General features: G+C 40.5%; 14 protein-coding genes, 1 tRNA gene and 1 pseudogene. 4 read left to right on the plus strand and 12 right to left on the minus strand.

The window, feature by feature from the left end; genetic code table 11:
• Positions 1 to 47: 47 nt before the first annotated feature.
• A complete protein-coding gene (locus tag ACVA54_RS16355) occupies positions 48 to 1,346 on the plus strand; it encodes a hemolysin family protein (protein WP_099080343.1) in 1,299 nt (432 codons plus the stop codon).
• 63 nt (positions 1,347 to 1,409) lie between these two features.
• Here ACVA54_RS16355 and ACVA54_RS16360 read toward each other — a convergent pair whose 3' ends face one another.
• Positions 1,410 to 3,101 (minus strand): methyltransferase domain-containing protein, encoded by a 1,692-nt coding sequence (locus ACVA54_RS16360; RefSeq protein WP_446649752.1) that lies wholly within the window; start codon positions 3,099 to 3,101, stop codon positions 1,410 to 1,412.
• A gap of 701 nt (positions 3,102 to 3,802) precedes the next feature.
• Between ACVA54_RS16360 and ACVA54_RS16365 the strand changes: the two genes are divergently transcribed.
• Both ACVA54_RS16365 and ACVA54_RS16370 read left to right on the plus strand, forming a co-directional pair.
• The gene (locus ACVA54_RS16365; RefSeq protein WP_446580825.1) at positions 3,803 to 4,843 is read left to right on the plus strand and encodes a hypothetical protein; all 1,041 of its coding nucleotides are present in this window, start codon (positions 3,803 to 3,805) and stop codon (positions 4,841 to 4,843) included.
• Positions 4,844 to 4,934: 91 nt separating this feature from the next.
• Positions 4,935 to 5,732: pseudogene (locus tag ACVA54_RS16370) on the plus strand (IS5 family transposase); the annotation flags it as partial.
• Between the two features lie 73 nt (positions 5,733 to 5,805).
• Here ACVA54_RS16370 and ACVA54_RS16375 read toward each other — a convergent pair.
• From ACVA54_RS16375 to ACVA54_RS16385, 3 genes are read right to left on the minus strand one after another with little or no spacing between them, the layout of a single operon-like run.
• The gene (locus ACVA54_RS16375) at positions 5,806 to 6,465 is read right to left on the minus strand and encodes a hypothetical protein (protein WP_446580827.1); all 660 of its coding nucleotides are present in this window, start codon (positions 6,463 to 6,465) and stop codon (positions 5,806 to 5,808) included.
• Positions 6,458 to 6,652: a hypothetical protein gene (locus ACVA54_RS16380; protein WP_446649753.1), complete on the minus strand. Its 195-nt coding sequence runs from the start codon at positions 6,650 to 6,652 to the stop codon at positions 6,458 to 6,460. Before ACVA54_RS16380 ends, ACVA54_RS16375 begins: the two co-directional genes overlap by 8 nt.
• Positions 6,642 to 7,229: a hypothetical protein gene (locus tag ACVA54_RS16385; protein ID WP_446619920.1), complete on the minus strand. Its 588-nt coding sequence runs from the start codon at positions 7,227 to 7,229 to the stop codon at positions 6,642 to 6,644. Before ACVA54_RS16385 ends, ACVA54_RS16380 begins: the two co-directional genes overlap by 11 nt.
• 506 nt (positions 7,230 to 7,735) lie before the next feature.
• Here ACVA54_RS16385 and ACVA54_RS16390 point away from each other — a divergent pair.
• The gene (locus ACVA54_RS16390) at positions 7,736 to 8,641 is read left to right on the plus strand and encodes a hypothetical protein (protein ID WP_446649754.1); all 906 of its coding nucleotides are present in this window, start codon (positions 7,736 to 7,738) and stop codon (positions 8,639 to 8,641) included.
• A 657-nt stretch (positions 8,642 to 9,298) separates the two neighbouring features.
• Here the strand turns inward: ACVA54_RS16390 and ACVA54_RS16395 are convergent.
• From ACVA54_RS16395 to ACVA54_RS16430, 8 genes are all read right to left on the minus strand, one after another.
• Positions 9,299 to 9,375, minus strand: a tRNA-Arg gene (locus ACVA54_RS16395).
• A gap of 294 nt (positions 9,376 to 9,669) precedes the next feature.
• Positions 9,670 to 11,061, minus strand: coding sequence for a hypothetical protein (locus tag ACVA54_RS16400; protein WP_446649755.1), 1,392 nt, complete (start codon positions 11,059 to 11,061; stop codon positions 9,670 to 9,672).
• Positions 11,061 to 13,073, minus strand: a complete 2,013-nt coding sequence (locus ACVA54_RS16405) for an ATP-binding protein (RefSeq protein ID WP_446649756.1) — start codon at positions 13,071 to 13,073, stop codon at positions 11,061 to 11,063. The genes ACVA54_RS16400 and ACVA54_RS16405 overlap by 1 nt, the downstream gene beginning before the upstream one ends.
• 1 nt (position 13,074) lies before the next feature.
• Positions 13,075 to 14,037 (minus strand): site-specific DNA-methyltransferase, encoded by a 963-nt coding sequence (locus ACVA54_RS16410; protein ID WP_263231500.1) that lies wholly within the window; start codon positions 14,035 to 14,037, stop codon positions 13,075 to 13,077.
• A 31-nt stretch (positions 14,038 to 14,068) separates the two neighbouring features.
• On the minus strand, positions 14,069 to 14,308 hold the full coding sequence (locus tag ACVA54_RS16415) for an HTH-like domain-containing protein (RefSeq protein ID WP_446649757.1): 240 nt from the start codon (positions 14,306 to 14,308) through the stop codon (positions 14,069 to 14,071).
• A 477-nt stretch (positions 14,309 to 14,785) separates the two neighbouring features.
• Entirely contained in the window at positions 14,786 to 15,271 is a 486-nt protein-coding gene (locus ACVA54_RS16420; RefSeq protein ID WP_446609190.1) for a hypothetical protein, read from the minus strand.
• Between the two features lie 248 nt (positions 15,272 to 15,519).
• On the minus strand, positions 15,520 to 17,988 hold the full coding sequence (locus ACVA54_RS16425; RefSeq protein ID WP_446649758.1) for a DUF3987 domain-containing protein: 2,469 nt from the start codon (positions 17,986 to 17,988) through the stop codon (positions 15,520 to 15,522).
• Between the two features lie 335 nt (positions 17,989 to 18,323).
• Positions 18,324 to 19,142, minus strand: a complete 819-nt coding sequence (locus ACVA54_RS16430) for a hypothetical protein (RefSeq protein ID WP_446645858.1) — start codon at positions 19,140 to 19,142, stop codon at positions 18,324 to 18,326.
• Positions 19,143 to 19,490 lie beyond the last annotated feature (348 nt).

A 19,490-nucleotide genomic window follows, 5' to 3' on the forward strand; every position in this document is an offset into this window, starting at 1 on the left:
TTCCCGAACCTCGCTATGCTGATGAGGTGTAGATTACTGGAAAAATCATGGACATTTTACTACTCGTTGGATTGATCGCGCTCAATGGCGTGTTTGCCATGTCTGAAATTGCGTTAGTCACCGCCAAAAGTGGCCGCCTAAAAAAGATTGCTGAACACAGCTCGCCTGCTCGTCTCGCCCTGCAACTAAAAAACAATCCAACGCTATTTCTCTCTACGATTCAAATCGGCATCACTGTGATAGGCATTCTTAGCGGGATCTTTGGAGAAGCCACATTATCTGTTCCTTTTGAGCACTGGCTCGTTGCCCAAGGGCTGGAGAGCGAAATCGCGACCGTGCTTGCCACCTCTACGGTTGTTATCCTCATTACCTACTTTGCGATTGTCATTGGCGAGCTGGTTCCGAAGCGCTTTGCCCAAAACAACGCTGAGCACATCGCCATTATCGTTGCCTACCCTATTCATTGGCTAGCCAAGCTCACCACCCCATTTGTGATACTTCTGACCCGTTCCACCGACGCCTTGCTCATGTTATTCGGTCAAAATGGCAATAGTGAGGCGGTAACAGAAGAAGATATCTTTGCCGTAGTCAGCGAAGGATCAGAATCCGGTGCGATTGAGCCTCAAGAACAACTGATGATAAGAAATTTACTGCTACTGAATGACCGCCTCGCTCTATCGTTGATGACACCAAGATGTGACATTCACTTTCTCGATGTGGATCAACCGATAGACTCTATTCTCAAACATTTGCGCCAAACTCAACACTCCGTTTGGCCGGTATGCAAAGGTGGGCTCGACAAAATCATTGGCACCATTTCCTCCAAAGCCCTGCTGGATGAATACGATCACCTCTCCATCACTCGTCTGGGTAAGCTCGTCAAAAGGCCACTTTTTGTCCCTGAATCCATGAAAGGCCTACCATTGCTTAATCATATGCAGCAAACCAGCACCGAAATGGTCTTTATCGTTGATGAGTATGGGGATGTACAAGGCTTGGTGACCCACTATGATTTGCTGAAATCCATCGCGGGAGAACTGGGCATGGCACCCCAGCAAATTTGGGCGAAGAAACAAAAAGACGGCAGTTGGCTAATGGACGCATTAATCCCTCTCAATGAACTGAAGCACAAGCTCGCGCTTAGTCACATTGAAGGGGAAGAAAGTGAAGGCTTCCAGACACTTAATGGTTTGCTTACCTGGTTGCTTGGCCGAGTACCCAAACAAGGAGAGATAGTCGTATACCAAGAGTGGCGCTTTGAGGTACTGCACGTACGAAACCACCGCATCATACAGGTAAGAGTAACCGAAACTGAGCCAGTGAAAGAGGCGGAGCTTGAGCACTGATAGAATAGCCTCCGTACTGGAGGCTATTCTATTATCGAGGAAGAACATATTTCGGCTAAACAATCACCACTCGGCAATACAAAGTCGGCTTTTCACACCACGAATTTGTAATCCCATAGCCTCAAATACCTGTTCAAAATCCTGACAAGAGGCTGGGATGTTAGGTAAAGACAACGATGCTTCAGTAAAAAACGACTGGTTTAGGGTGCCTGATTCACCCCATGCCAACTCCCACCAATCCAAAATGCGTTGCTTTGAGGTATTCAATCGAGACACTGCAGGAAGCCGATCACGCTTGTTTAAATTTTCCGTTTTAGAGGTTGGTAGAAGATTCCATTTATCATTGTTCGGCCAATATGCAAAAGGCAAACAATGATCGACGTGATATTCATTGCGTAACTTACGACCGCTCCAAACACTGATTATCTCAGATTGACTAGAGCGCAATTCTTCTACCCTCTTGCGCACGGTGCGAGTGTCGTGGTCTTTATCAATCCAAACCAAACAATCGTGATACGTTTGTAGTGTGATTCCTCGTTCTTGGTTTGAGCTGAAACGCTGCATTTCAAGAATCCATTGGTTAACCACCAGCGGCTCAATCCAAGAGTGATAGAGCCTAAAGCAATCCCACAAACTCTCATCAAGAACAAATTGGCCATAGCTTTCAAGAAAAGTCCCATCAATAACGATCGAGTCTTTATGCTTCTTCGAGGAACGAACCATTTCGAAATACGGGTTCGATTTATCACCTTGATAAGTGTAAGTCACTGGCCCGTCTTTTATGGTTTTTAAGCTGTCTTTGATCGCTTTGTCTAAAGCCACTACATCATCCCCAAAGAAAGCAGTACCAATCGCTAAATCATCAGGGCTCAAGTGAAAAAGCTTCCCCCAACCATCAGGCTTAATAAAACCAAGCCCTTTTGATGCATTGGAACTTTGCTGAATATTTTCTTTGTCGATGAGACGCTTAAACTGACGAATCCAATACAGACCAACCAACCCAAGAGGAATCGCAACCCTGCCATCAGTCCGATCAATCACTGCTCCTGAGTGTGCGTCAGCAATACGCAATAAGGTTCTCAGTAACGCTAACTTATAAGTGGCGGATTTTGAATCATTAACAATGATATGACGCACTTTGTTTAGGTCACCTGAGCCATCATCAGGTAAAGACATCACGACAGTTTGCCAGTACACATTATCTCGTTTGAGCTGATCGTCACTGTCAGATATGTGCCTCACCATAAGAGCACTGTTCTTTGAAAGTTGTTCTAACTCTTGAACGGAGACTGGGTAAGCTTTTCGCCCATCAGTAAACTCGCCATGACGAAGACTAATCACCAACCGTCCGTTGGGCGCTAGCAAGTTGGAGAGCTTACGAAAGGCACGCTCACGATGAGAGGTTGTAAGATGCATCCAGACTGCGCTAACCAAAATCAGGTCAAAACGCAGTCCCAGATTCGTCGTCTTCTCAAGTACTGGTAACGCATCATCTAGCCAAGTAACAGCATCTCCCGTCAAAGACTTTCCTTGCTGCAGCAAAGCCGCGGCTGGCTCAATAGCAATGACTTCACAGCCTTGCACTGACATCCACTTAGCATCTCGGCCAGAACCCGCCCCAACATCTAGGACACGGTCGCCAGAATGAGGCCAAAAGGCTGACCATTCCGCATGCACTTTTTCGAATGTTGTCGAGTTGTATTGCTCCGCTAATGAGCTCGCATTTTGGTTATAGAAACTAGAAGTTGAGGACATAAAGGTAAGACTGCAATTAAACTAAACACATAGTAAGTGCTATTGATTGCAAAGACTAGAAGGTAGTGCAAAAGTTGTAGGGAACGTTACGCTAAAAAGTATGGTGACCAAAAACGACAAAACCCCGATAGCTCATTGAGCTATCGGGGCTTCTAAATAAATGGCACGCCCTGCAGGATTCCTAACGCCTATTCATCACCTTACTCAAAGCTAAACTCTGGCTAACTTATCGTTAAAAATCAATAACAAATGATCAAAATTTAAATTACTACAGTTGATACTGTCTACTCAATTTATACCGAGTTTTCGCTCGTTAATGTCACTAAGGCGTAACCAAGTTTCCCCTTAATAGACTACGCCACTTGTTGCCTTATTCTTCTAAGTGCAGTTCTGCCATCGTAGATATAATTTCAGAGTCTGAGAGCATATTTAGCAAGAGGCCAAGTTGGCTATCGTTGTCATTTAGCTCGGCATAAAGTGCGCGAAACTTGCGTCATCTGTTATTGGGATACCGACTGCACTTTTCGCAATGCGCTGCAATCTGCGGGTATCAGTATTAGGCGGGTTCTCACTGAATCTCTTGAAATTAAGACATCGTATAATTTGCCTTTACCTACAATTAAATCAACAAGAGGAAAATTGAGTGAGTCGTTTTGCAATTCTGAACGGTAAGTTCACCTATTTTATTAGAGATTTTGGTAATGAAAAAAAGATTTACATCACTACTATATATATTTGGATTAACTGCTTGCTCACAACAAATGGTGACTATGCTGCCTTCTCAAACTCCTTCTACACATCTGGATTCTAGTGAAGATCTAACTGTTGGTCCGGCTTATATATCGCAACCACAACAAAATGAGACCTACAACATTGATCCTGACTCTCCAGAACAAAACTCTCGGTTTGAAGAACCCGATGCCGAAGTCGCAGAAACACCAGCGTTGGGGGATATTAGTCCGCCTGAAATTATTTACTACGGAGCCAATATTGGTCAGTTTCCTCAAGAAGTACGTGACTGGATAACAAACAAACAATTCTCCCCATCACGTATGGAACCTCTATGGGCACTTGAACCTCACCTTAAAGCATGGTGGAGTGAAGATGGCAACGTGGTACGTTTTGAAGCGAGTTATACCGTTGCTCAAGGTTACCAAGGGGCAGGACAGCGTAAAACATGGGGTAAAAACGCTTACTATTCAGGTGGACAGCTCTCCGGCAGTGGCACTCATTCTAACTATAGATCTTTTAAGAGCAGTTATGACATGAAGTTACTCGCTGAATATTTGTTGGAAAACGACCCAGCTTACGCTGAGGTCATAAATTTTGCTAAGCAACTAAGTAATGAGATTGAGTATGATTGGACTAATTTCAGCGCCTATCAAGGTGCTAAGCCTTCACGCACACCAGGAAAACGGTATGCGGTTTGTTCAGGTTACTCAAGTGAGGTGATGGCAAAAGTACTAGAGCTTGAGTACGTGTCTTCAGTAGAAGAGTGGGCTTCGCCAAATCATAGCTGGAATGTTATCACTCTCGTAGATGGTCGCAGACTCTATTTGGATGTAACTTGGTTCGATAACGAGCATATCAATCATGAGACAGGGGAAATAATTGAAACATCAGACTATGGATGGGCTAATATCACTTTTGATCAAGATGTTTTCAATTATACAGATATTAGTTATGGCACCGAAGACTTTACCCATGCGCATGGTCAATTAGTGAATAAGTTAGAAAAGTAATTTCTCTAAACAAAGATAAAATTAATAATTCCAACATCATCATTAATATCACATTATATGGGAGGCAGGATGAACCAAAACGCTATCTCGATGCAAAACCCATCATGGTGAGCGTGGTAGAGGCTTCCAGTATTCTGATACAGCGATTGAAACTGCCTTGATGATTAAGGGGATATTCTCTCTACCATTGCGTGCTCTTCAAGGTTTTATCGACTCTATCTTTGAGCTATTGGATGTTCCACTAACGTCCCCTGACTACACCTGTACCAGCAAACGCTCGAAGACAGTTCAGGTCAAATATCGCAATAAATCCAGAGGAGCTATTCGTCATATAGCCATTGACTCGACTGGTCTCAAAGTTTTTAGCGAGGGCGAATGGAAGGTGAAAAAGCACGGCGCCGAAAAACGCAGAACTTGGCGCAAACTGCACTTAGCAGTTGATGTAGAAACTCATGAAGCCATTAGTGCAGAAGTTAGTCTTGTAAGTGTTGGCGATAGCGAAGTGCTGCCAACATTACTCAACCCTTTACGTAGAAAGATCCATACCGTATCTGCTGATGGAGCATATGATACAAATAATTGCCATGAGACTCTTAAAAATAAGGGTTGTACTCCGTTGATACCGCCTCGAAAGAATGCGGCGCTTTGGGAAGATGGGCATCCCAGAAATGAAGCTGTAGAGGCTCTTAAAAACGGCACAATAACGGACTGGAAATCTGAGTCTGATTACCACTATCGCTCAATATCTGAGACTGCAATGTCTCGATATAAAGGACTATCCTGCGGTAAATTGAGCTTGAGATGTTACAACGCTGAAGTGGGAGAAATCATGGCAAATGTCAAAGCTATAAATAAAGTCATAGGACTAGATATGCCTGTTAGAAACTAACGATTAGTCAAATTATGGCGTCGTTGACCCTCAAGCTGATTTGATCATATATGGACACTTTAATTATATTACACTAACCTGCTATTATAGGGTGTAAGGAAAACTCTATATTTTCCAGAATACTACACCCATTAAGCACATAGAACCCATCGGATGGGTCCCAAATCCATAGACCTTCAATATACACCCTACCATCATAGCCAAAAGCGTATTCTGCTCCATAGACCACAATAATATGACCATCATAGTATTCGTCACCACGAAGCCCCAGCAATAATACATTCCCTGACATCAAGTCTGATACAATACTTTCACTAACACCATTACTAACATGCCATGAATATGTATTCCCCCCAAAAGCATCTAATATTTCAGATAAGGATGCAGCTCCATACCCTCTTTCATTAACAGTCCCTCTAACTTTTGTCACCACATTTTTTTGAGAAATTCTTTTTCCTTTAAATAAATAAACGGACTGTACCGCTGCCGCCCAGCATAGCTCTCGACCTTGCTGCTCTTTTAAATCTAACCTCTCAAAGCGATAATTTATTCTACTTTGCGTATGAATATTGCCAAAAGTACATTTGTAAGGATCTATCAATGCTGTAAAACTGATAAATTTATGACCACTGCAAGCTGTAATTCCAAAAGTTGATAAAAATCCTAACATTACCTTTCTTTTTGAACAGTCGAATTCATAATTATTATCTATCAGATGAAATTTTTTATTCATAAATATCTTCCTTAATTTCATCAGAATTATCAGAATTATCAGAATCATCAGAATTATCAGAATTATCAGAATTATCAGAACTGACTTCATATGGGTAAAGAGGAACCTTTTCACCAAAAGTGCCACATCCAATAAAAGTAAAACTAAGAAAAAACACTAATATAATGTAAATAATCTTACTTATCATCCATTTCTCCTTTTAAAGTAATATAAATAATATCACCCAAAATATCTCCATATATAATTTCAATTTCATTCACATTTTTCTTTATAATTTTATCAGCAACATCAGGATGTGCTGAAATTATTTCATCAATGTAATCGCCAAGCAACTTCATCTGAGAAACCACCTTAGAGTTTGAATACAAGGCCATTATTTTAGCGTTATAAGATGACATTGACGTTTGTTTTAGATAGGCATCTAGATACTTCTCATATAATTTTACCGTTTCGTTATAACTTCTTCCGTCATGAAATTTTTCATTTTTTTTAACATTTTTCGATATCCAAGCCTCTCTAACTTTATAATCTCGCAATAAGGTAACCTTATAAATAAAATTCTGAGAAAAATCTTCAATAAATATCATTCTTTGTTGATATATTTGTTGTAATTTCAATGATTTTTCTTTTTGTTCCTCAATATTTTCTTGCCAACCAGTTGATACTAACCATAGAAAAAACCCTCCTACAACTGTTACAAAAAAGTTTGAGTTAATAAAGTCGTAGATAGGGTGATATTTCTTCGAGGAAACTCTTCTGTACATACAGCGCCTGTACTTGAATCAACTAATCATTAATAAATAGCACAGTCAGACAGATGTGCAAAAATTTGAGTTTTAAAGTTACATTCAGAACATTGTCACAAAAAATCGTTACATTAAGACACGTCCATAACTTACTGATAAAAATCAATACCAGTAAAAGCCACTAGACAATTTCAACTTTATTTTCATTGTCTTCCATCATTTTAGTCGATTATTTACCATATTATTCAATCGTTTAGCCAATTTTAATATTTGTAGAGAGAGTATTTCTCAACTAATTTTCAAAAAATACCTACCCATTATAAGTTTGATGCTATATTAAACTTTATGCATCGTTGGTGTATAGATAACAGAATTAGTAATCACATTCCCAGCGACAGCATCAACTCTGTTGACTTGACTGGAGGAATGTATGAACAATCCTATTCTCATAGTAACTCACGGTATGGGAACGCATACTGCTATGCGCCACAAAAAACAAAGTTATAAAAGCAGCTAATATAGCTTTGAGTCGTTATCCCTCAGCGAAAGATCTCAATTTTGAAGACCATGTTAAGGTTATTGCTATAGGTTATGACGAAATTTTTAATGCAGAAAAAGAACGCATTAAAAAGGCAAATGAACCAATCAGTGCATACTTTAAAACCCACGCACATTTACCCGCTTCTTTTATACAGCAAATGGCCTCCCTTGAATCACGTATTGATAAAGACACATTTTTCACTACCCATATTTTGGATGTTCTTCTTTATGCTGGTCTGCATGGACCAAGAGTTAGATTAAAGCTAGCAAAAGAATTTACAGAAGCTATAGCAACACGCAGCAGTGAACAGAAAGTCCATGTATTGGCCCATTCCTTAAGTACAGCGGCTATGCATGACATGTTAGCAAGCCTTTATGATAAAGGAATTACTGATGAGGACACGGATAAATCTTATAGTTTCACACAAAATGAATTAAGGCTCGATTCTTTATGGATGATATCGAATGAGAGTCACCTTCTCTATTTGGTTAACCGTAATCTTCTAGGAACAAGCTTAAACCCATTGTTAAGCAAGGTGAAACCTAGTCGTGACAATACAGGTTGTACTCAGTACTTTTTTAATATTTTTCATGAGTATGACCCGTTCAACCGCTTTGGGCGTTTTGATCCTAAATCCGATGAGGGGTGGGTTACGTCACGGATATTTCTGCGTAACTATGTGCGTTTAGAGACAGAGCGGTTTACTTACTCTGCAAATCCACATGATTTAGTAGATTATCTTACCTATTCCAATGTCTCCATTCAGTTTTTAGACACTGTCATGCCTGAAGGCAGTTTTTGTGTGAATGATGACGAAGTGGATCAAGCACATGATGAAGTTCAGGAAAGTCGTTCTCTTTGCGTATACGCCAAAATGTCGTGCGACTAACGTTGAGCATTTGAAGAATGTCTTCAATTTTTAAAAGTACTACTTTACTTACCACTACTTCCTCCTTGTAGATTTGAATTAAAAATTCAGAAAAAGATAAAGCGCTACCCAACCGTCACTAGCTATAATGTGCACCTAAAGCCTTAATTTCTATCCAAGCTTTGAAGAATTTCACTCAAATTTAAACATTTCTCTGTTTTTTCAAGTGACTTCACAAAATGTGATATGCATCTATTTTTATACAACAAAAGTTATCCATGAATACGTACCGTATCAACTTGTATCATTTACAGGTTTTGATCGTTTTACTTCTGTATAAGAGTATTTTGCCCCTAACGTCGATTTGATAGAGAAGATTCTGTTGGTATTCAATGTAAGTTAATCAATATCAAGGAGAAGTCGGCATAACCATTAACGCAATTCATTAACATACAGAACTGAATCTAGGTCCATTCATGAAGTGCCTAACAAGATGATAGAAAAACGATTGTGCTATCGCTCAGGGTAAGGAGGGGTGACATCACACAACTTAGTTTCTGTCACAACTAAGTTGAGGCACGTTTGAGTAAATTGCTTACTAGACTATAAACGTGACTATGATTGCCAAAAACGACAAAACCCCGATAACTCATTGAGCTATCGGGGTTTCTAAATAAATGGCACGCCCTGCAGGATTCGAACCTGCGACCACATCCTTAGAAGGGACGTGCTCTATCCAGCTGAGCTAAGGGCGCTTTCTACCGTGAGCACAGTCACGCGGTACGAATCGTACAAGACTGTGCCTGAGTTTTCAACTCGCCATAAGATTTGTTTCTTAGGTTTGCATAGTAATATCGCTTGGTGTGACACACGCAGGACTTAACTAGCCCAACTCAGATTTGCCCCATTTAGCGTTACAAATCCATCACGCAGGCTGCGTCACGCAACTTGCGTGATAGCTTACCTTTGCCCCAAGACGTGTTTAGAAGGCAAGAAACCATCATTAGATTAATTAGTGCAACAAGCTGTTGCACTAATTAATCTAACATCTATTCCTTCGTCATCGTGTTACTAGCGAATTTCTCTAGCATTCTAGAGCTTGGGTGATTCGCCAGAGAAACTAGCTGATTAGCCAATGCTATAGGAATAATTGCATTGTCGTACATGTCACATTTCAGCTTATCAACGGTGCTTAATATCTCGTCTAGGTTACTAAATGAGCTTCTACTTAGATCATAATAATCTTCTGCTTTAGCTGTAGGTAAAGTCATAACCCAAGTACGATCGCTTTGACTTCGATAGATAAGCTTACCGCTGTAGTATGATGTGTCAGAATAAGGACGGAGCTTATTCAACTCTTCTTCAGTGGATGGACCTGGTAAAATATGCTTGTAGATATAGTTATTTTGAAGAGGAAGTACTTGACCTAATTCTAGAGCAGCACTTTCTCCCATAGTTATCTCTTCCGCATGTTCAACAAAAGAGCCAGATTTCTCTAAACCAACGAGTTTCAAACCATATTTAGGGATCATATAACAGCACAGCTCTCTCATATCAGCATGCAGCCTTGCTGTTTGGCCAAACAGACCTAAAGGGCCATCTTTGATAAATAAGTAGCGCTTTAGCACACTTGGTCGTTTTGCAACAATTTGTCGAATACAGTGTAAAATAATTAGATGTTCTATGACGTTTGTGAGATATCCCAATATGCCACTAGCGCCTAATTCATCATCAACCACTTCATGAAAGCGAAAAACATCAACTATATTAAAGACTTCACCATCATGTTCAAAGTAACCACTCGAATCAATAGAGGCTTTATTGATTACAACTCCACTATATTCCTTACCACTTCTTGAAGGTAAGTTTGTGAATTTTTTACTCGCTAAAGATCCGTCCTTATCGACTCCTTCATTTTTAAACTCATGAAAAATCAGCCACTTCAAAGTATCCATATAACTGGATGCTCCTCTAGGTGCATTCAGAAACTCTATAATTGCTGTTCTAACAGAGTCTAAAATCGACAAACCGTCTAAAGATGCAGCTTTAGTTGGTAAAGCAAGCTTGAAACGTTCAAGCTTTTTGAACTTTTCCATTTCTCTAGGGTGGATAAATGGACTTTCACCAAGCTTTTCCAAGTCTTTTACACTAAATTCCAGCCCACCAAACTGAAAAAAGGCAACTTTTGATGTTGGGTAGTTCTTTTTAACAATAACCTCTGAATATCCACCATCAACAGCGATTATTGTCGAAATATCAGCGGATACACCAGTTAGTAACTCGAATGAAAGATCTCGTACATCACTAACTGCTTCCTCGTTAGAAGAAGGGAACTTGCAGCGCTCCATCACTGCTTTAACCACAGGATCGTTTATTACGTGACTGTGCTGAGCCTTACTAGCCCATTCATATGGTCTATTCCGTTTTGCACCGTACCCCATTACAACCCCTTATTCGCCAAAAATCGGTCAATCTGAACAGGAACAACAAATGGATTTGAATAAGTCTTCATTCGCACAAAACCTTTATCATTCCCAGCTGAGAAGCGAATCAATGAGGCTGTAAAGTCTTTGAAATCATAATACTTTTCTAACTCTTTTGTCTCATCCACATTATTCAAGTGAGCAATAAACCAGTTTTGAGTATTTTTCAGAATGTTGGAGCTAATCGAACTCACTTCTTGAGTTGCGTAAATCATACCGATTTGAAGCTTGGCACCTTCTTTAGCAACCCTGTTGTAGATCTGGCTTAAGTCTTTGTCGTCCTTTTTAGGGAACAAGTTATGGGCTTCCTCGAAATAAAACTGTATAAAATTATTCGGTAGGTTCTGGATAAAGCGCTGCATTGACTGGTTGAAAGTTGAACGACAAATACGCTCAGAAAACAATCTTTGTACAACAGGATCACCTTGAGACAGATCAACTATTACGATACTACCTTTACGCAGAAGTTTAGGTATTTCTGTTTCAAAAGACTCATCAAGAACTTCTGTATGCAAATTCAATAACTGTCTTACATTAAGTTTTTTGTACCCACTGACTTCATTTTTTTTGCCTGGATTCTTAAACTTGCTTAAAAAAACAAGCATTGATTTCAAATCATCATTAGCCCATTCATAACCCTTTTTTGCTAAGTATTCATTAAAGAACACTAGAGAGTCATACTGCTCCCACATTTTTTCAAACCATAAACAAGCTTCATCTAAACTAATACCTTTACTAGGATCTATCACTTTACCTTTAATGATTGAACCGTTAATAGCTTGATTTCCTTCGAAATAAATGGTTTTTAAACTCCCAGGTTTAAAACCTGCTTTCTTAAGACAACACTGGTATGCGGCTTTTAACCGATTATACCTAGTCCAAGCAGAACCATGTTTATTTGTATCTTCTGGTTCTTCAAAGTTTACCGCAGCAAAGTTATTTACGTAGTCTCCCGATATCGACTGCTCTTGAAAGTAACTACAAATCAACCCAAAGCCAGTTTGAACTTCTCGATAAAAATTGATCTTCATGACCTTGAAGCCTTCTTTATCAAGCACGCTATAACGCTCTACTTTACTTTTGTAAAGGTCGTAAATTGCAGTTCCTGAGTCCTGCCTGTTGGCATTGGCATACTCACCGTTTACATCAAAAATAATCTGTCCAACAGGAAAAGACGGATTGCCATCGGCATCGTACTCATTGCTATTTTCATGGGCGGAGCTAAGTCTTGTTTTTGCCTTTTGAGATATCTCTTCTGTAGCTTCAATAACCTTCTTAACGGTGTTAGACTTACCTGTACGTGTCATACCAAACATAGCTGAACGCTTACCTAAAAAATCTTTTGGGTTTACCCAAACAGGTACTTGCTCACCGCCCTCTTGCTGATGGCGCTTGCTAGAAGAGTATCGCACATCACCAATCTTGAATGAATTTTGCCCAGCAACTCCACCATCGTCTCTTTGGTTTACAATACATTCCAATACATCATTTGATGCTTTGTATACGCTATAGTTATTGGCTGAGTAAAAATTTTCTAAATCTGCACCGAACTCAATTTGACCACCCTGATTGCGATAAAAAACACCTAGCACACGACACTCTAAACCAGAAAAACTAAACTCATATCTAGTAAACTCATCTAGTTTTCCTTTTTTCTTACTACCAGCTCTGCCAGAGATATCTAAATTATCTTTGTAGTACTCAATCATTGATGAGATAACATCATTATCTGTAGGTAACTTCGTCTGGTTTAAAGCTCGCAACAACACAGCCTCTTCAACACCATCTTCGCCATCATAAAATGCCAACAAAAAAGCTCCTGAAGGAATACCTTTAACTTGAGCTTTCCATGCGTCACTCACCAATATACGAGCAACATCATAAGATAGATAAAATGGTCGTCCGACAAATAAATCGTCATCTCTACCTTCTTTCAAGATATCTACTGATAATGAGCTGGTTAAATCCATATTAATTCCTTGTCAACTGCGGATCTGAAAATCTAATTTCTGATTGATTTGCATACTTTTCGTCAGCTTCTACTGCAAACCATCTTCTATTTTTTAACTCAGCACAATAACCAGTGGTGTTGCTGCCGCCAAATGGATCAAACACTAAGTCATTGTCATCAGTTAAAAAATCGATGAAAAAGTTCACTATACCCTTGTTCATTCTTGCTGGATGTGGCTTTACTCCCAATTCTTTACACTTTCGAATAAAGAAATCATTTGACGATACATTTGAGAAAGACATTACATTGTGTGGTAAACGAACATCTCGGTTGTCGTCAATAGGTTCTAACTCAAAAAAGTTGTGTGAAATGCTACCACCATTGTCTTTTAAGAAGCTCTTTTCACCAATCGTATGCTCAGATGGTCTTGTTCCTGCATTGTACGACTGTCGCTCCAGTAACTTTTGCATACTCTTGCTATACGGACGTAGTACACGAGAATTATCAGCTTTAGGGTAGTCTGTTTTTGCTAACCACCATACATGTGTATAGCTGTCTACGGTTCTCCACCGATTAACAGTAACCCATTGCGCTGGTGACGGTAATTTTGCTGGGTTGTAGCATATGAACTCTTGAATTAGCCGTAGATCAGATCCTTCCTGCTTGGTCATTTCAAATAAACATTCTAAATGAAGAGTCGATTGAACTGGTCGTTCTGGTTCCCAGGCATTACCAATTTCAATAACTAATGAGCCATCTTCCGCTAATAATTCATTGAATATTGGGGTCAACTTGGTAAACCACTCCTTGTAAGCCTCACCTATCTCATTTCCGTACTTCTTCTTATTATTCAAAGGAAAGGGAGGAGATGTTACTATAAGGTTAACTTTCCCTCGATACTGGTTAAGCTCTTCTTCCTCTAAGACTTGAAGTGAGTCGCCTAAATATAGTTTTCCAAGTTCTGTGGAGTAAAATAGTTTCATAATTTAGTGTACTGCTTTGATTTATAATTTTTTAAATAAGGTTCGTGTCAAGGCCCGCGGCTTTCAGCCTCAGTGTAAGATTTCTCATCTTACTGAACTCTGTGCCAAAACTGCTTTTGATGCCAACACCCTCGCAAAACTCTTTCGCGGTTATGTTGCTCAACTCATCAGCGTATTTGATCATTTGTAAATGAAGTTCCGATGTATATTGATTTCTTGGCGCGCTTGACAACGCACCTCTAATTTTTTCGTATATTTCTCGCTCACCCATATGCAACCGTTCTAAAATACCACTCAAACCCAATAAAGTTAGCTAATTTATATAAATTAGCTAGCTTAGTCAAAGCAATACTCACACATGAAAAGGGTTAGGTATCGACCTCTTTAGTAGGTGTTTCTTGGGGGGCTTTTTTGCAAGTAGGATCATAAAGGCACTTGCAATTATTTTTCCATCAGTTTCTTAGAAGATAGGTCAACAACCTTCAAAGCTTGTTTTGTCCGTGCTAGTTCATCTTCTGTTGAGGCTAACTCAACTTGCTTTGTGTTCACTGTAGTGGATGAGTCAAATTGGCAATGACTTTGTAGGTGATTGGAGAACTTTAATAGTAGCTGAGGTTATCCGAGTTCACGCTGTAATATGAAGTTCGTAACGAGGTTTTGTCCACAAATGAGTCAGATACGAGTTAGTATGGCGAATGCTCATGTCGTAAAGCGGCCAGCTAGATAACAGCAAGCCGCTTTTGTTCTACTATTCTGCCCCAACTTTCTTCTTGGCAGCTTCAATTAAGAAATCAATGCTAACCTGAGCCTGCAAGATACTCGGTTGCCATCCTGTAGCGTACTCAATAAAACCTAGCCCCTCTAGGTTGTCATCATCCCAAACTTGGGGCTTTATTGACAGGTTAGTCCAATCAAGTAGTAATCCTGTTTCTTCGCTTACGGGATGAGTGAAATACGACAGAAAGCAGTCCTCTCCTATCACCCCCTCTTGCCCTGGAACAAACTCTGGTTTAAACCGCTGTCCCTCAACAGTTACTAGCCACACAATGTCCACCATACCATCTGGGTATTTATTGCGAGCGGCTTCTAACCACAATTCAAATAATTCCTCAGCATCCAAGCGCCCGGAATAATCATACGTCATATTTGTCAGGTTAATCTCGTACTTGGCAATCAAGTTTCCTTTGACGATAACGTTTTCATTCAACAAGTTGCGGAATACAAATTTTTTCATGTTCATTTCCATTGAAACGGTTGTTCCTCGTGTTCCCTAATGTTCTCTCCTTAAAGGGAGAACGCCGGAGCCCTTTAAGCTCGGTACTTACGGGACAATTTAATACTGTGTTCCCCTGTTCTCTCTATATACCCTGATAATTTTCAATCTAACAACGATTAGCATTGTCATTTAACTCACTAATAGGTAATAGGTTTAAGGAGAACAAGGGAACGTTCGACATTTTGAGTCTAAGTGGTTCAATCTAGTCACGCCTCAGCTACAAGCGTTCCCTTCTGTTCTCCTTGTTCTCCCGTGCGAACATTTTTCAAATCGCCGTAATAAAGTTTTTTGGTTTCGGGATGGGTGAACTTGCCAATAGCTTCCATCGCGCCTGCCGTTTCCAGAATCTCGTTGAGATGTTTGGAGGACTTCTTCGCCAATTTAACGAGAACAGCATGAGGCATATAGCCTTTAAGCAAAGCCTCACGGTGTCGGTCAAAGAGGGTCCCCTTTCGCGTCTCACCATAGTATTTAGCTTGGCTAATCATTGATACAATACGGTCAACTTCTTTGCTGGTAGCCGTTGCACCTGCCTGTGAACTCATAAACTCCGACATGTATGCATTCGACCACTTAACAAGGTCAATTGCCTTGTGAACATGCTCCACTTGAATCATGTTGTCTTGCTCGAACTTACCAGCCCCATCTGTAGGTGGGATACAGTCCATCCAGTACAACAAAGCAAATCGGCGAGCGTTTTCTTCTGCACGGTTCAATAAGCTACGCTCCATACTTTCTGCCACACGCATAGCTTCTCGATTCTCCTTACCGAATTGATTCAATAATTCTTCCGCCTCTTCCGTTGTGGGAACATGAAGAGGGTGTTTACGGCTATAAGGTAAATGTCCCCGCCAATTCGTAAATTTATCCACCAGTTTCAAACCCTCCAATACTTGTGGGTCAAGCTTCAAGTGGTTGTAGATTTGCTTTTCTGGTACATCAAATACTGCCGGGAAAAGTGCAATACGTGGTAATAATCCTGTAGCAGAATCTTCATGTGTAAGAGCCCCACCCAATGTACATGGAGTTGTAAAACCCATTAGGCAAATATGTGGATGCTCAATCAGCTTGCTACTGTTACGCTCTCGATCAGCATAAACCGTCGGCTTCATAATCGAACTACTTGCAGAATACCCCTGAAGAAAACAGTCATAGAGCTGTGCCATATAGTCACCTTTGTTGTTCTTAATTGAGTCAAATAAGAAACCACATTCATCAGCAAGAAGAAGAACCTCTGGACAATCAGCTAGGAACCCCCAAAATGCCGGACCACTTGCAAACTTATTCTGTACCTGTTTATTAAATTTAGGATTAGTCAAACCAAGTACCTCTACAACTTTGTTGATATGGTGCTGCTTGCCACAACCCGTCTCACCAGCGCAGATAAACATCATGTTTGAGCGAACACGCGTTTGTGTTCCCACCAATCGTCCACCACTCAGCATAGAGAAAATCATCAGTACTGCAGCTAAAGCGAATGTTGGCTGTTGGTACATAGCTGTTTTCATGATGTAATCAAAAATGTCCTTACCAAGGCCTTTAAACGCCAGACAGTGTTCAGGCGGAGGCGCAATATCATATTTTTCGTTGTGCAATACAGCACAAGTATGCGTCTCTGTCGTTTGTTGACCAATAAGTAACTCTAAGTCAATATTCTGTACCGCGGAGTACTGCTTTTTGCTCTTGAACAAAGCACGATTGTGCTCACTAATGCTTACACCCTCGCTAGTGAAAATGGTATTGCTCGCATCCAGAAGCGCCCCCTTAAAATTGCCTTGATGTTCAAACTCCACAAACAAGTCAAATGCGTCAAATGACTTACCATGTAACGTGTCACTTCCATGATGGGAAAAAGCTCGTTCACTGTCAGGGAACAGGTATACACCAGCAGAACCACTTTGACTGTTAGGATGGATAGCACGCAACTTAGAGGTAAATTTGTAGCCATAGCGCACCATCACATCACGTAGAGCAAACTTTTGATTGTAGGCCTCAATCGGGCTCAATTCTCCTTCACCTAGATGAATGGCTCGTGATGAAGCAGGTTGTGCGGCCTCCGATGCCTGCTTCAATGAATCGAAATCCACAGCGTCAGAAACGAGCGGGTGGCTTTCATCCGTAATTTTCAGCGGCGTGCCTTCGTCCACAATCAAGTGATCATAATCGCCGTCTACGGTGACAACAGGAAGCAGCCACGCTTGCGCCAAAGTTTTGCTGCATTCATCAGAATCTAGAAACAGCACATCGTTCAGGTAGTTGGTTACGATTGTCCAACGTTCAGGCTGCGCGATTTCAGACAATGGAATAACAACACGAAAACGTGGCTTTAGCACCGTGTGACTCAATGAAGTGTAAATACAGAAGGACTGAATATTTACATCACGCAACGTCTTTGCCACACCGTTGATATCCATCTCTGGCGCATCTAAATCCAGTACAATGGCAGTCAAGCCAGCACGCTTTACTGCATTGTCGCTGCGAGAACGAGCTGGGCTAGTAATAAAGTACTGCTGTTCTTTCTTCACCTCACCACGGTTCTGAACAGACAACTCTTGATACTGAAGAGAAGTCATCGTCAACTTTACTGGCTTACGCACTTGCTCTAAAAGCTCCGCGTAAGCCATATCGCTCAAACCCTTAGTCTTCGTGAGAGTACTTCCTGAGCTAAAATTCATAAAAGAATCCTTCTTATTGATCCATCGTTTCAAAATTATTTATTTCGTTGTTCACTGCATTGGTTAAATGTGTTCAATATTTACAATACGGTAGAGTGCTGTCCGGACGGGCAGATAGTGACAAGAAAAGAAATTGTCAATCAATACTAGCTGTTGACAACCCAGCGTTAGCAACTTCACTCAACCCCTTTCCGTATATGGGCTCAATTGTTGACAGCTCTAAGTAAAATCGACCAATTCAAGAGCTTTGACTCATGACTTGAGATGGATACAAAATGACCTAAAAATAAAAAACCCGCACAATTGGCGGGTTTGAAATCATATATTCATATTGTTTAAGTAACCTCTAGTAACGTTTGCGCAATTACTCTCGGCTGACGTGATTTTAGCCCTGGATGACGATTTTTTATCCGAGCTTCCAACTCATTAAGGCTTGTTGTCTCAATACCCCGTAATTCAGCTTTTCGCATCTCACTTTTTAAGGCTGCGTAAAATGGTGACTTCTCCTGGTACGTGGTTTCTTTTTCCTGTTCTTTACCAAACGCGATAGCCACCTCAATGGCTTGAGGTTTGCTATTAGCCCCAACTTGCTCTTGGAGCATGTTTAAAAGTGAACTAGTCCCTTCAAGACTTTGATTAGGCTGTTCGCTAACATTGCGAGTATATGAAGTTTCAACACCAAAAAAATTATCGACATCATGACGATACAGCTTCATGCTTTCGAAATCATCGTCTTCAACCACATGCCCTAGACTGACTATTTCCTCGACTCTGTTATATGTATCAAACGGCAGGTCTTTATATCCCGTCACTTTCACAACTGTCAGTGCATTACCATCACGATCATAAAGGTGCTGATGTCTACTATCACTCCCCACGTTTTTTGAATCCGTTACATAAAACCCAGGTTTAAAATCAAGTATCTCGCGCTCTCCGATCTCGTGCTCGAAGTGAAGTTTACCTCTAACAGCAGTGAAAGAGCGGTTACATTTGATGACACGCCTCACCAAACCTCCTTTGATGAGGTAAGTAGCAAGTTGTTCTTGCTGTTCAAAGTCGAAAGAAAGATCGGGGTACCGATCCAAATACGCTTTATTGTTATTGTTTACAACACACTCTGCTAGCTCAAAAAGGCTACACGTTAAAATTTCCATTTATAAATCACAACAACTATAAGGATTATCAAATAAGCAAACATTCACCAAGGTAACGATATTGTTAATCGTTACCTTGGTGAATTTACAGAGGCGACACTACTACGCACCTAAGCTTCTCTCAATAACTGAAAGCTAAAATAAGATACTTGTCAATAATTTACTTCCACATCATATGCAAGTGAATTAGCACCCGGAGAATTAGCCTTTGTTAATGTAGAAAAAGCTAATATAATAGCTACTAAATAACACATGGAGGTAACATCATGGCGGTGTAACCCTCCCTGGATTAGTGGCACTCTAACTTAGAGTTTTTCCTATTCTCACACCTTGCTAAATACTCCCAGG

This window comes from Vibrio sp. PNB23_22_6 (assembly GCF_052877535.1).